The 13,519-nt window shown below is 32.7% G+C and carries 14 protein-coding genes; 5 read left to right on the top strand and 9 right to left on the bottom strand.

Features of this window, described 5'->3' with window-relative positions:
* Positions 1-108 precede the first annotated feature (108 nt).
* Positions 109-555, top strand: a complete 447-nt coding sequence (locus G7059_RS01905) for a hypothetical protein (protein WP_166080406.1) — start codon at positions 109-111, stop codon at positions 553-555.
* Between the two features lie 262 nt (positions 556-817).
* Here G7059_RS01905 and G7059_RS01900 read toward each other — a convergent pair whose 3' ends face one another.
* The 3 genes from G7059_RS01900 to G7059_RS01890 form a co-directional block, all read right to left on the bottom strand.
* On the bottom strand, positions 818-1,942 hold the full coding sequence (locus G7059_RS01900) for a CynX/NimT family MFS transporter (protein ID WP_255489647.1): 1,125 nt from the start codon (positions 1,940-1,942) through the stop codon (positions 818-820).
* 80 nt (positions 1,943-2,022) lie between these two features.
* Positions 2,023-2,301: a hypothetical protein gene (locus G7059_RS01895; RefSeq protein WP_166080404.1), complete on the bottom strand. Its 279-nt coding sequence runs from the start codon at positions 2,299-2,301 to the stop codon at positions 2,023-2,025.
* A gap of 1 nt (position 2,302) precedes the next feature.
* Complete coding sequence (locus tag G7059_RS01890; protein WP_166080403.1) at positions 2,303-3,241, bottom strand: nitrilase-related carbon-nitrogen hydrolase; 939 nt, start codon at positions 3,239-3,241, stop codon at positions 2,303-2,305.
* Positions 3,242-3,342: 101 nt separating this feature from the next.
* Here G7059_RS01890 and G7059_RS01885 point away from each other — a divergent pair, with 101 nt between their 5' ends.
* The 4 genes from G7059_RS01885 to G7059_RS01870 all read left to right on the top strand — a co-directional run bounded on the left by G7059_RS01885 (position 3,343) and on the right by G7059_RS01870 (position 7,278).
* Entirely contained in the window at positions 3,343-4,077 is a 735-nt protein-coding gene (locus G7059_RS01885) for a MerR family transcriptional regulator (protein ID WP_166080402.1), read from the top strand.
* Between the two features lie 710 nt (positions 4,078-4,787).
* On the top strand, positions 4,788-5,504 hold the full coding sequence (locus G7059_RS01880) for a hypothetical protein (protein WP_166080401.1): 717 nt from the start codon (positions 4,788-4,790) through the stop codon (positions 5,502-5,504).
* Between the two features lie 37 nt (positions 5,505-5,541).
* A complete protein-coding gene (locus G7059_RS01875; RefSeq protein ID WP_166080400.1) occupies positions 5,542-6,207 on the top strand; it encodes a hypothetical protein in 666 nt (221 codons plus the stop codon).
* Between the two features lie 867 nt (positions 6,208-7,074).
* Complete coding sequence (locus G7059_RS01870; RefSeq protein WP_166080399.1) at positions 7,075-7,278, top strand: cold-shock protein; 204 nt, start codon at positions 7,075-7,077, stop codon at positions 7,276-7,278.
* 632 nt (positions 7,279-7,910) lie between these two features.
* Here the strand turns inward: G7059_RS01870 and G7059_RS01865 are convergent.
* The 6 genes from G7059_RS01865 to G7059_RS01840 form a co-directional block, all read right to left on the bottom strand.
* Positions 7,911-8,693, bottom strand: coding sequence for a DUF3825 domain-containing protein (locus G7059_RS01865; RefSeq protein ID WP_166080397.1), 783 nt, complete (start codon positions 8,691-8,693; stop codon positions 7,911-7,913).
* Positions 8,694-8,839: 146 nt separating this feature from the next.
* Positions 8,840-9,091, bottom strand: a complete 252-nt coding sequence (locus G7059_RS01860) for a hypothetical protein (protein ID WP_166080396.1) — start codon at positions 9,089-9,091, stop codon at positions 8,840-8,842.
* A gap of 3 nt (positions 9,092-9,094) precedes the next feature.
* Positions 9,095-10,042, bottom strand: a complete 948-nt coding sequence (locus tag G7059_RS01855) for a peptidoglycan DD-metalloendopeptidase family protein (protein WP_166080395.1) — start codon at positions 10,040-10,042, stop codon at positions 9,095-9,097.
* Entirely contained in the window at positions 10,043-10,315 is a 273-nt protein-coding gene (locus G7059_RS01850) for a phage holin family protein (protein WP_166080394.1), read from the bottom strand.
* A 13-nt stretch (positions 10,316-10,328) separates the two neighbouring features.
* Positions 10,329-10,766 (bottom strand): hypothetical protein, encoded by a 438-nt coding sequence (locus G7059_RS01845; RefSeq protein WP_166080393.1) that lies wholly within the window; start codon positions 10,764-10,766, stop codon positions 10,329-10,331.
* Positions 10,759-13,518 (bottom strand): tail fiber domain-containing protein, encoded by a 2,760-nt coding sequence (locus tag G7059_RS01840; protein WP_166080392.1) that lies wholly within the window; start codon positions 13,516-13,518, stop codon positions 10,759-10,761. Before G7059_RS01840 ends, G7059_RS01845 begins: the two co-directional genes overlap by 8 nt.
* Position 13,519 lies beyond the last annotated feature (1 nt).

Below are 13,519 nucleotides of genomic sequence, written 5' to 3'. Positions count from 1 at the left end.
TTTAGTACAAAAACTGATTAGTTTTATTTCAATGAAATTCTTTATGATTTTCAGATTACCAATTAGATTTGACCATCAATTTACGACAAAAATAAACGGAGACAATTTATGAATAAAGATGTATTAGATTTTGGAAATGCCAGAAAAGAAAAAGTAGTATACTTAGGCTTAACGTTGATTACACTAATGTTACCGATCTATAAAGTTAGTTTCTTTACCATTTCAGAAAGTATAAGTGGTTTTAGTATCTTATTTACTGGTTTCAACTTTATTTTCCTAATTATTATCATTTTTGGTTTACTAACTGAAATTTTACCAACCTTACGAGATCACGAACTTGTTGTGAAGAATCGTAAACTGCTAGATATCGCATTACCCGCTATATTTACATTAATGATTGTAATGATGATATTACAATCCAGAAATGCAGGAATGGGAATTGGAAAGACTACACTTATGGCTTATATTTTAGTCATTGCACATGTTGCTTATCTACTTTATGATTTGGGTATTCTTGACAAAGTGATAAATAAAATTAAGATGCAAGTGAAGTAATTATTACAATAAATAGTTACAAATGAAACAGAAGAGAACTAAACTCTCTTCTGTTTTTGTTTTATTTTCTGTTCTTTGTCTTGAAGTTTACTCACTCAGAGTAATACTATACTTATTGCTTACAGGCGATTATTTTAACATCAGTACAAAGAAGCATCCTATACAATACCATTAGCTAAATAATACTGAATTCTATTACTCATAAAAGAGAGAAAGCCTGCTATATCCTTTTACATTGTTTAGTTTATTTATAGTACCAATATTAATTTACTTTCTCTATGTTTATTGATAGATTCTTTATTAACAGTAGACCTATAATCACGAAAATTACTATTGCAATACCCACTGCAAAATAACCGAATGATTCTAACAAATATCCAGCTAAGGGTGTAGCAATAAGAATGCCTGAGTTTAAACCGATATTCAAGACCCCCACTGATAGACTTATTTCATTTGAATTACTTGCTGACATCGGTGCAATATCCCACAATATTGTAGCGTTACTTGCATCAAAAACCATGAATATGCATAGAATTAAAATGACATATCGTGTATCAATGATAAAGCTTAACAATCCAATTATTCCCAAACACAAAAAAGTAACTATCATCAATTTTCTTTTGTCTTTTATTTTCCCAATTAGTAAACCATATGACGAAGAATAAAATATTTCCGTAAAATATAGCACCGCAACTAATAAAGAAGCCTTTCCTAGACTAAAATTGAGATTCTGTTGGAGTAATGGCGATACACTTACATTAAATGTGAATGAGATACATGCAAACATAAATGCAATGAGTCCAATCCTCCATATCGTTTTGTTTTTGAGTAAACTATTGATTGTATCGCCACTTTGAATTTGTTGAATTGGGGCGTAATTTTCTTCATCATCAGGTGTTGTTACAAACGCAATAAATAATATTACTGCAATACTACAACTTGCGATTCCTAGATACCACATACCTTGCCATCCAAATTTATTTGTTAATGGTTCACTCAATAATAAACAAATGGTTTGAGAAAATGTCATCCATGTTGTCCAAATTCCAATTGGTAAACTTCGTTTATCTTCGGGAAACCACATTGATATCAGACTCGGTGTCAGTACAGCGATGACACTTACCCCAACCCCTTCGATAACTCTACTTATTAATAGCACAATAATATTATCTGCAAATAAACCCAAGACAGATCCACCAATTGAGATTATCAATGTAGCAATACCTACTTTTTTAGGCCCTACTTTGTTCACAATAAATGCTGCTGGTAAAGCACTAATGATTCCTACTACCACGAACACCGAACTCAATAATCCAGCAGTTTTTAGTGATATTCCCAAATCATTTGCGATAAGTAATAATATCGGGGTGACTTTATTTTGAACAATAGCTAGCGAAATTCCCCAAAAAGACCACTAAGCATTACTTTCCACCCTCTACTTAGTTTCATAATCCTCCGCCTCAATTTCTACTTGCCGAACTGTTGTTTTTTCATTTCTAAAAATTCTTCTCTATTCTCTAGATAAAGCACTGAGTTATATGCCGTGAAAAAAGCACTACCACTTTCATAATATTCAGGCTCAAATTTCTCAATTATTGAATCTAAAGTAATGTAATTATTATTTTCAACTGGAACTTTAATATTCATTGATTTTTCCAATGCATTCACTTTGGTTGTTGGAAATACAATTTTTGCTTCATCAAGAGCCTTGATAAATAGGTGCATTGACCAAAGTTCATTATACATACTACTTTACCCCCTTAACTTTATTATCGCTTTTTAAGAATGAATACATATCTTTATTCCATCCGATTCCCTTACCATCAGGAGATGCTGCAGCACGATGATTACTTTGCCAGTTTAAATCCCCCATTAATGATTGTTTTTGTACAGCGTCGCAAATACCTGGATATAGATCTACTTTCATTAAGTATGGTATTCCTAAAGGTGCTTGAGCAATAATGTCGCCATCAAAATTGACAGCCATACTCTTACCAAACCAACAATATCCATCATCTATTCCACATTCATTTGCTGATACCACATAACAATGATTAAAGAAGGCTCCTGCTCTGTTAGTAATTTCATATGCATTTTCATATGGAGTCATGTAAGCAGATATTCTAATTATTATGTTTGCTCCCTTATATGCTGCCTCTCTCCAAGGTTCAGTGTAGTCTCCATCTGAACAAATGATTGTAGCGATTCGCGACCCTTTGGGACCATTAAAAACTTGAATTTCATGTCCAGGCGAGACTGGTTCCATTGGAATCCATGGATTAGTTTTATAATATACATTTACAATCTCACCTTGATCATTGATTGTAATCGCAGCATTTTTTACATACTCATCATCATTCACCATTACATAAGCACCAACCACTAACCAAAGTTTCAATCCTTTACACACTTCTTTTAGTCTATTTATTTCGTTTCCATCAAGTGTGATTGCAGCTTTCCACGTATTAAAGGCAGAACCTTGTAACGAAGTTTCTGGTGTGATTACTAAATCCATGCCTGGCATTGCCACAGTGAGCCTATTTAACCACTCTATAATGGAATCAATATTCTTGTTTACATCATCAAGATTCTCCGCAATTACTTCTGCTCCTTTTTGAAATATCGCAACGCTTAATGTCTCTGTTTCAATTTTACCAATTAGAGGTAAACAACTACCTATATTCATAAAATACTCTCCTTCTCTTTATACTCTTTTAGCTTACACCTTAAAGTCGGTTTAAGGTCAAGGTGTGTTGTGATACACTTAAGTTGAAAGGGAGATAATATATGGGTAAAAAAATAGGTAATCTTGCAAAAGCATTGGGAATTAACCCTTCTAAAATACGGTATTGGGATAAACGTGGCCTCATTCGTTTCGATAGAACTGAATCTAATTATCGATCTTTTAACTTCCAAACTGCCTTAGATACGTGTGATGTTATGTTTTATCGTGATCTATCGATACCTATTAGCACCATACAATCTCTCGAAACGAACACCAATCAAGAGATAGCAGAAATCTTAAAGAATCGAAAGATGGAATTGTATAAAGAAATTGAATTCATAGAAAGAACTGTTAATAAAATTGATAATCGTTTGATTGCCTTATCGACTTTTGATCACTTGAAAAACAAAGGGTTATCTGAAGTAAGCTGGAAGGTTCCTTCGTTTACATCTATAGATTTTAATGATTCTGATTTAATACAAAGGTATATTGACGACCCAAATCAATCCTTAATAATTCGTTACTCTAAAGACTACACCACAATACATCATGGTCTTATTACTAATGCATACGAGGTTGATCAGACAGATACATTTGATGAATCAATGTACATTCAAGGATTATACTGGGAGGATACAGAGAACGGTCAATCCAATTTTGATGAGTTTATTGAATATTGTGAAAATAGAGGTCTTGTAACTGGTGACTTTGTTGCACAATATCTTACGACATCAGGAAAGCCACAAAAAATTGATTATTATATTGGGAGGTTAAAGGTACTTCGTAGTGAAACCTAAATATTAGATGATCACACATCTGATTTTTTGGAAATTGCATAGAAAAAAACCACCTTTCAGTGGTTACTAATTCTTTTTCTATGGTGCCATCGGCATGTCCTGGGCGAACACCATCTAGGTTGCCAATAGCCATAACGGCTTACTAATAACTTGTTTCTATAATACCATTTCTTTCAAGTATTGGCTACCCAATACTTGAAATCACATAATTGTTTTAACTAGTTAAAATTTTATACAATCAATTGTGAAATTTTTTCACTTTAATTTTTTCGGTAAAAATTACAACTTATGTCAGTAATTTTGAAGGTTCATATAACGCTCTGCCAAATTTTCATAGAATCTCAAACCTACTTTACATTAACATTTTTATAGCGAACCTGACCGTCAAAACTAATTATTTGTAATCGAAACAAATATATTGACAAAAAGATTAGAGATGCTATATTAAAAGTAACAATACCTCTGGGTAAACTATTTTTCAAGTACTACAATGTTTAAAAAACAATTAAATGATTTTCACAATTTTTAATACAATTTTAGATAACGATGTAACCAGTTTTAAATTCATTATTACAACGTTTTTTATTGTGTTATTAAAGTGTCTCGACTTAATAAAGAAAGATGGTGATAAGCATTTTTTTAATGAGAGATTACTGATAACTACATTGGGTATTTCTAAATAATATTGAGTTTTCATCAAGGAGGAAACAATGGTATTAGAAAATGCTACCAAACAAAAAATTGATTCTGTTTTCGAAGATCAACAATACATATCATTTTATTTTGAAAAGATAGAAGTACAATCCAGTGACAAAATTCTAGACAATGATAGTATTGAAACAACGAAGCCTGTAATAATTGCTGTACATTACCAAAAACCAGAAGCTCTAATTAATGGTGACTTGCAAATTACTAATTCAAGCTATTCAACTAGAATTTATGAATATTATAAATGGTCAAATGGATACTACAAAATGGGAAGTAAAAGCGGAATATTTGATTCAATTGCTAACACTTTACTCACTTATTCTCCTATTAGAAGTAAAACGGTTTCATTAATTTTAGGCGAAGCAATCTCTGGATTTCTAAGCATCGTTGATAAAGCAATGCCAGTAACAGCTGAAACATATAACAAATACTATTATAAAAATAGAGTTGGGCAGGTACAAAGCAATAATATTTGGATGTCAACCGCTTATGTAGGAAGTAGGAGGACTTTCCTTAAAGTATGGACAACATATTATGATTCATATGGACAACCTCTATCTAAGAATTATGAGAACGATGGGAAACCATCCGCCAACCCTACTAACTACAATGACATTGAAAAGAAATCATATTATGATAATGACTCATGGATTAAAAATCGTGCGATCCAAGCATTAAGTTCTGGTTCTGGAATCTATATGGATGTTTATGCAAACTAAGACGAGACATAGTAAAGTATATTTTCTTATCGTCTTTTTGATTCTACTGGTTGGGTGTTATACTGAGAAAGTTCAAAACGATTTTTCTTTACTAACTCCACAAACGAAAGATATACCTAACTCATTAAAAATTTATTATAATAAACACACTGATAAGGAGTTCATAGGTTCGAATTTTAACGTAAAATTAGAAGAACCTCTACTTATTAAACCCATAAATTCAGATGTATATTATGTTAGGTATCATATATATGTTGCCCCTAAAACCACCAAAGAATTAATTGTGCACTCAATAAAAATTATTCCAAACAACAGTCTAAATTCCTACTTAAATAGGCAAATTCCGCCGTATAATGGCATGAGGAATGAAGGTGATATATTTAAGTCACCTACCACAGATATCCTTTTATCTAAGGGTACCGGTTATCAAGCACTAGAATACATAACATTTATCGATAATAATGGAACTGAAAATATGATTGACGAAGGTATTTCAATTAATAATTTTTTAATTGAAATGGGCAGTATACAAGTTGAAATTAAGTATTCTGAATCAACAGTTGTAAAAAATGAATTAATCTCGATTGATATAGCTAAGGGTATTTCAAATATGAATATAGATTTTGTCAATGATTACCCAATCGATGTCATAAGAGCATATCAAAACAACGAAGTTTTGAAAACATATGGTGTTCTTAATTAATAATTAGTGTCTTTTGACTTTTAAGATGAATATTATTGATTGTTTTGAAAAATAGATATACTTTGTGGGAAACTTGATTTATTATTTAAATGATCTGGTACTTGCGCCATTGTTGATATCTGCAGTTTCTCATATGAATTACTAAAGGGATGTAACGATACAGACAGTTAATTAATTACCTATTTCGCTACAGCCCTTTTAACTGTCGATTTGCCTCAGGCACCATAATATTCAAGGTAAAAGTATAAGGTTTCTTTGTATATTCTTCATTTAGTTTGTAGTAACATTTCCTGCTAACCTTCACTGTTCTAGTAGACTAAAGTTGCTACACCTTGGTGAAAACAAACAAATTAAATCTCAACTACTTCTACTGAAATTCTACCCTTGTAATTCTTCTGAATTTGGATATTTAACTAACAAAAAAACGTTCATCTTTTGAACGTTTACATTTGTAATCAATGGTGGAGCTGGCGAGAAACGTTTTTCAATATAATTGTCTATTATCAATATATACCAAACCCTTATTTGAGTTGATTTTCTCTAATTTCATATTATGTCAATTTTAGATAATTCTTCTCAAAATCTTCTCACTAATATTCCCCTTTAGACTTCAACCAAGCATCCTTATCTACTACACTACTCGATTGTTTCTTATCGATGTTTCTTTCATACTCTAGGAGTTCGTTAAACGTTATAATGACACTAGAACAGTTATCGCATAAGCAATAAGCCTAACAACGTCACCAATCTATTTCCTTGCTTTAATCTCAAAAGGTGTTATGCTTAATAAGCAATAAGATTAAAACTCAACCAATAATGCCTTTTGTTATTATTTGTGTACTTATTCTAGACAGGAGGTATTTATACATGGAATCAGGAAAAGTAAAATTCTTTAATGCAGACAAAGGCTTCGGCTTTATTACTGTAGATGGTACAAACGAAGAAATCTTCGTTCACTTCTCAGGAATTGCATCCGACGGATATAGATCACTTAATGAGGGTCAAGCAGTATCTTTTGATATTGTTGAAGGACAACGCGGTAAACAAGCCGACAATGTTCGCGGACTTTAATTTAAACTAGAGCCAATTGGCTCTTTTTTTATGCTTACACAAAAAAACTCGGAGTGAATGGGTAAATAACTCCGAGTCGGGATGTGTGACACAATTTTATACACTTAGGGGTGCCACAGTTATATTATACATATAAAAAAGCCCCAGTCCACCAACTGAGGCTCGATATATTATTCATAATCAGTAGATAAAGTAGGTAACAGCCGTAACCAAAAGGAGTGCTGATTATTTTCAAATATATCTTCTTAATGATATCATATAATTTGTGATTTTCTAACAATATTCGGTTTACTTTGTCGATTTAGACTAAATCTATTGCGTTAGATATATTAACTGGATTAATGTTGATTAAAGCATATTCTGCAATGATTATAATTGCACCATCTATGTTGAATGTAGCTAAATCCTTTTAATAACCTCAGTGATAAGCATGCTTGGCAAGGAGAGTTAACAAAATTAGTATCTTATTTTAAAATTAACTACGTTTTTTAAAAAATAAACAAAAAAAGTTGATTTTCTATACTCAAATGTTATAATTGCATTGTAAGAGAAATCTAACACATTTAGATAATTCTCTTCAAACACAATATTTAAATAAAAAGATTGCCACACAGAGGCAATCTTTTTACGTACTATAGCGATTGAGGAGTCAACCAGTCACTTTCTGGTTTCATAACTAATCTCGCTTGCATATAAGCCATCTCAAGAGTAAGAATTGTATTCGCACGATACTGATTATTGATTTTTTCAACTGCTAATGCAAATTTTTCACCAAATAAATCAATGGGCAATAAGTAAGTGATGTTTCCATAGTATAGTTGCGGAACTACCATTCGATTATTGCGCTTTATTTTCTTTAGCGACACATCAATTGCTCCATTTACAATTAGCCTTAATGTGTTTTCATCCAAGGATTTTAATTTGTCCGGTAATCGTTCATAGTTATCATCAATAATATGATCCAGCTCTTTTCTCAGTTCCAAGTCGCAATCATAATACGCATCTGAAGGCTCAGCAAACATTGTGATAAACATCGGAAGCTTAGAAAAATAGTTCATTAAGAATCTATCTGAATCTTTGTAGAAACCATTAAAATACCAGTGTTGTTCTGTACTTCTATCGCCGTTAACTAAAAACATTCCGTATATATCTTGGCCATTCAAGGTCATCAGACCTGTATTAAATACCGCCGCATCTTTTTTTTCATTCTCAAAAACCAGATTTTGACTCATTGCTAGGTCAAACACAGAAAAAATGTAATTATAAATTAAATCATTCGTCTTTAGTATAGACCATTTCTCCGGTTCTGCTAATGCTATTAAATCGCGTAACTTCGCATTGAAGCTATTTCCGAGATTCGCAAATCTCCTTAATTTTGGTTGTTTATCGTCATAACCAACAAGATACTTATCCAAATCATTTCCTCCTTTATCTCTACTATATAAGTCTAATTCTATACTACTAACATTAAAATTGCCACTATCAATTATGATGTGCGCCCCTTTTGTTGGACAAAAACAACAAGAAAAAAGCCACCCTCAATCAAGAGAGTGGCAATTCTTTAATATCTATCTTTAATATAGTTTGTACTTTCAATTACGGTCAATCGTTTCTCATGATCATCTAAAGCATCTGAGTGCTTATCCAATCTTTTATTTTGATTGATATCACTTCTATTAAGGTGTTCAAGATTTCCATTCAACTTCACTATTTCAATTTTAAGCTCGTTAGTGGGTTTATAAAACATTGTGTACATTGTTCCCACAAAACCTAACATTGCGGTAACCACAAGAAATACACTCCATTCTGTCATATACTACCCCACTCTACCATCAGACTTGTTTACCCACACTTTATTCTGTGGTGCATTAAATAATTTGTGTTGAATTTGAACTCGTCCATTTGCTTCGTCTAAAATCTTGTATGTACGTTCAGTCTTACTTGGTCCATAGTTAGTACCACCAGTTGATTGTGGATATAACTTTAACGGTACATTCTTAGGTGTCCATGATTTACCAATATCACTTACAGGCTTTTCTTGTTCTTGATTAAGAAACTCTGCAATACCATAGATTTCTTTATTATCTAATGTACGTCTTGCGCCATATACTCGAGAACCGTTATGTAGCCACGATACCCAACGATAACCTTCTGAATCGATATAATTATCATAGATAACAGATTGACCATTAGACAAGCCTGAAACACGCTCTGAATTGATACTAGGTTCTTTACGAACGTTTAAACCTTCTTCTACAGTAACTGTAAACTTGCCATCTTGTCTTACAAGACTTTCTTGTCCGATAGGTGCATACACATAAGTTTCAAAGTTTATCCAAGGATTCCCTTCTGAACCTTTATTTGTGTTTGTTACTTTACCATTAGCAAAGCCAAAGTGTAAGTGAGGACCACTAGACTTACCTGTATTTCCTGATGTACCAATAACATCTCTAGCATTGCCTTTTTGACCTTTAGATACTGAAATAGTGTCCATGTGTGCATAATGTCCAGTTTTATCAATCTTAGGAAAGTATAAATATACGTGTTGTCCATAATCTGAATTTCCTGTATTTATACCAATAACTTCGTAGTCATCATAAGCGATCAATTCTTCTCCAATGTTTGCACCATAATCTACACCAATATGTGGTTTATATGGATAGCTTGCATCTGTATTCCAAAAGCCACCTGTAATACGTCTTTTGAAATTATCTGCAATATCTTCTTTGAATAAATGTTTTGCTACTTCACTTCTTAATGTCATCTACTCAACTTCTTTCTTATCGTTAAAATATTGTTTGAATACTTGATGTAATCCAGTACTTGCAAGTCCACTTACTGCACCTGCAATAATTGTTTCTGCTACACCAATATAACCATTTATTGCGATATTAAATACAATACCTAATACTGCCATAATAAGTGGAATGTGTTTACTATCTAAAGGAATATACTCCTTTAAGATATAACCTACTACTCCACAACCTAATACGATAATAGGCAATGTATTGCTTTGTAATAATTCTAAAATTTCCATGTTTTTCTCTCCTTTATACTGTATATGTAAAATTCAAATGATAGACTTTTCCTGCTTCTGTTGCTGAAAAATAGACAGCAATCGTTCCATCTGCTCCAATAGTTGCAGACCTTGAAATAAACGAACTTCCATCAGTTGTGTAGACTTGCACTACCAATGATGTATTAGGTCTATATCCTTCTGGTATATATCCTATGTTTTTTGTCCCAGCTCCAGTAGATGATACACCAAATATTGAAACAACCCTCAATCTTCCTAAAGCCACAACTGAACGTGTGTAATATGTTGTTGTTCCCCCTCCTCCTAAGATGTCCGAAGTTCGGAAATTTAGAAGTGAAGATTCAACTGCGATTGGATCAATAGCATCTGCAATTCTTCTTTCTAAATCATTTGCATAATTGTGGTCGGCTGGTGAATCTTTAGTATGTGTTTTTTTAATAAATTTAGGCATTATTTTCCCCCATTCCTATAAATTGTTTAATTGCTTGTAATTCACTTTGTAATGCTAAATTTTGTAATTTTAATCTTTCAACTTCTCTATGATAGTAAGCATCTTTAATTACTGTTAATTCGCCATACAATAACGATAGATACGATTCACTTTTAGATAAAACCGCAAATTGTTTAACTTTTTCATTTGCAAATTCATAACCGTATTTCTTTAAGCAGTATTTATACAATGCACGTTCGACATCTTGTGCAATGTAACCAAAGTGTATATTGTTATCAAATTCAGTATTGAATAATTTAGGCATTACTTCTTCAAATGTGTCTAGTAAATCGTTATCTATATCTTGAATGTTAGATTTGTAACGTTCATCTGATGATACGTTAGGTTGATTTTGAAGGTAAATAGTTCCGTATCTTTGTGTTAAATCTCCAATATTATAACCGGAAGTTTTTGGTGAAATTCTATCAAATAAACCGATTATAGTGCTTCCGGAGTGAGTGACTACCCTATCATCATTTAAGTAAAGCCACATTGAACCACCTGTTGTTGGATTTGAAATTTTAAATCTAGAAATTTCCATTAAAAGAGATGGTGTTGATTCAATGTACCCACCCTTTAGTGCTGCGCTCCCTATTTTTAGTTCTTTAGGCTTAAGGGAAACTTCTTCTCCGATTAAGTCGTTTCCATTAATATCAAACCCAGCAATTTTTCCACTCGTAGCAGTTATTTTCCCTGTTAGATTAACGTTGTTTCCAGTAGCATTGTTAAAGTCTAAATTCTTACTGTCTATTTTTACTGTTTCTGGACTTAAATTGATGGCACTTTTCACTCCGTCCTTTTCTACTTTAAGATTGATATTATCTGCATTCTGTGTAATTGCAGATTGTGCATTTCCTACATCTGTAACTAACGATTGAATTTGGCTCGCTTGTTGAGTAATGCTTGAAGTGTTATTTGCTACCTTACCGTTTACTATTTGAATATCTGATACCATAGACTTAATTTGATTGTCTGTAATAACAAATTGTGATTGTGCCCATATCTTTACTGATTCTGCACTTTCTTGGAAATTTGCAGGCTTACCACGAACGAACATTTGCTCGCTTAGTGTTAATACTGTTGAATCATAAACATCAAACTGTAACGCAATATACATCGTATTTTGTGCAGGTTGTATCGTAAATTCTTCATACTGTTTTGACACTAAGTTGAATGGTGTTCTTTTAATTTCTGTGTTGCTTGAATTGTATTCAATTACAGTAACTGTATAGCGTTGTAAGTTGTCCATTCTTCGTGCTTTGTATGAATAAACTGAATTAGGTACAACATAACCTTTAGGACTTATTGCAGTACCTGTTCTAAGAAATCTAATTGAAGATTTAGATAACGAATGAGTTGTAATTGGAATAGCATTAGAGTTAAATAATGCTCCTGAATAAAATCTTGCCTTTTCGCCAAATGTTAAGTAACCGTCATTCAAAAATCGCCAACCACTCATATCATCTTCAAAGTTCAAGTTATAAATAATATTTGAACCTACTGCTATATTACTTACTTGTGCTTGTATCTCTTCTGCTGTAAGTTCAAGTTCTGAAATTTTCTCCGATGCCTCTGTTTGTTTTTCAACCAAGCCTTTAATAATTCCGTTTTGCTGATCAACTAAAAAATACACACGCATGAACTGTCTTTTGTTGTCTGTAACCAACGCATATTGTTCTTTGGTTTTACCCGGGATAGCCGATTTTAATTCTTCGATATTTCCGACGGTTGGAACCATTCTCCCTGACGTAATAACGCTTGTGTGTTCTGCGCCATTCATATCAATCACAGTAACAACATCTAATGGTTCTAAATGAAACAATCCATACCCACTTGTTTCAAATGGATAGTATGACAATCCTTGAATTGAACCAAGTAAATCAGGTGCATACAATTCTCTATCCTTGTCCATAATTTGGTTGTCTGCGATAACGATTTCACTTCTATCGTTTACTGGTATATCTTCCCATTCAACAGGCAATACATAGTTGTCATGCGCTTGTTCTCTTGTGAGATTAAGCATGTTTATTTGTTTTAATACATCGCCTATACTAATTGTTTTTACGTTATTCTCGTCGATTGTATCTAGTGGCGCTTCTAAATCAACATATTTACATAACAACTTGCCACCATGAATCATAATCGAACTGCCACTTACCGCACTAATTTCATCAAGAATATTACGATAAGTTACATCTTCGATGTTTGTCCATTTATCTTCGGTTATCATCTTTTCGCCATTGACAATTGATGTTTCGCTAATTTCTAATCCTAAGTAGTTTGCGATTGCTTCGTATAGGTTAAATACGCTTATAGGAAACGTGATTCCAAGTTCATTGACGTCATATAAGGTATGAGAAAGAAGTAGTTTGTCATAGGCTTTAAACGTCGTCCTGTCAAACTCTGGACTTGAACCAACGACACGCTCATGTTCTTTAACAAGAAATTCGCCCCAATCAACATATTCAAAAGGCGAACCATCATAAGAGATACCGACCTGAATATTAATTATTTGTCCTGTTAAGTCGTACCTTCCGACAATTTCGCCTTCGATTTGTTGCATGATTGTTCGATAGAAATCACCGTCGAATGTTTTATCAATTTTTAATACATCATCACCACTAGGGACGTTGCCATTCCAAGATAAAAGGACATCAATTTGACGTCCTTGTTTTCTTGAATTGTCTATGAATGTTTGACTTACATCATACATG

This window comes from Erysipelothrix sp. HDW6A (genome assembly GCF_011400295.1).
Classification (GTDB): Bacteria; Bacillota_I; Bacilli_A; order Erysipelotrichales; family Erysipelotrichaceae; genus Erysipelothrix.
Note: the sequence above shows the minus strand (reverse complement) of the source record. Positions and strands in the feature narration are given on the sequence as shown.

What these genes read in the sequence shown, in the direction of transcription:
- G7059_RS01880 (WP_166080401.1), top strand. Translation starts at nt 4,788, where the DNA reads ATGGTATTAGAAAATGCTACCAAACAAAAAATTGATTCTGTTTTCGAA.
- G7059_RS01855 (WP_166080395.1), bottom strand. Translation starts at nt 10,042, where the DNA reads ATGACATTAAGAAGTGAAGTAGCAAAACATTTATTCAAAGAAGATATT.
- G7059_RS01850 (WP_166080394.1), bottom strand. Translation starts at nt 10,315, where the DNA reads ATGGAAATTTTAGAATTATTACAAAGCAATACATTGCCTATTATCGTA.
- G7059_RS01905 (WP_166080406.1), top strand. Translation starts at nt 109, where the DNA reads ATGAATAAAGATGTATTAGATTTTGGAAATGCCAGAAAAGAAAAAGTA.
- G7059_RS01845 (WP_166080393.1), bottom strand. Translation starts at nt 10,766, where the DNA reads ATGCCTAAATTTATTAAAAAAACACATACTAAAGATTCACCAGCCGAC.
- G7059_RS01860 (WP_166080396.1), bottom strand. Translation starts at nt 9,091, where the DNA reads ATGACAGAATGGAGTGTATTTCTTGTGGTTACCGCAATGTTAGGTTTT.
- G7059_RS01895 (WP_166080404.1), bottom strand. Translation starts at nt 2,301, where the DNA reads ATGTATAATGAACTTTGGTCAATGCACCTATTTATCAAGGCTCTTGAT.
- G7059_RS01870 (WP_166080399.1), top strand. Translation starts at nt 7,075, where the DNA reads ATGGAATCAGGAAAAGTAAAATTCTTTAATGCAGACAAAGGCTTCGGC.
- G7059_RS01890 (WP_166080403.1), bottom strand. Translation starts at nt 3,241, where the DNA reads ATGAATATAGGTAGTTGTTTACCTCTAATTGGTAAAATTGAAACAGAG.
- G7059_RS01840 (WP_166080392.1), bottom strand. Translation starts at nt 13,518, where the DNA reads ATGTATGATGTAAGTCAAACATTCATAGACAATTCAAGAAAACAAGGA.
- G7059_RS01885 (WP_166080402.1), top strand. Translation starts at nt 3,343, where the DNA reads ATGGGTAAAAAAATAGGTAATCTTGCAAAAGCATTGGGAATTAACCCT.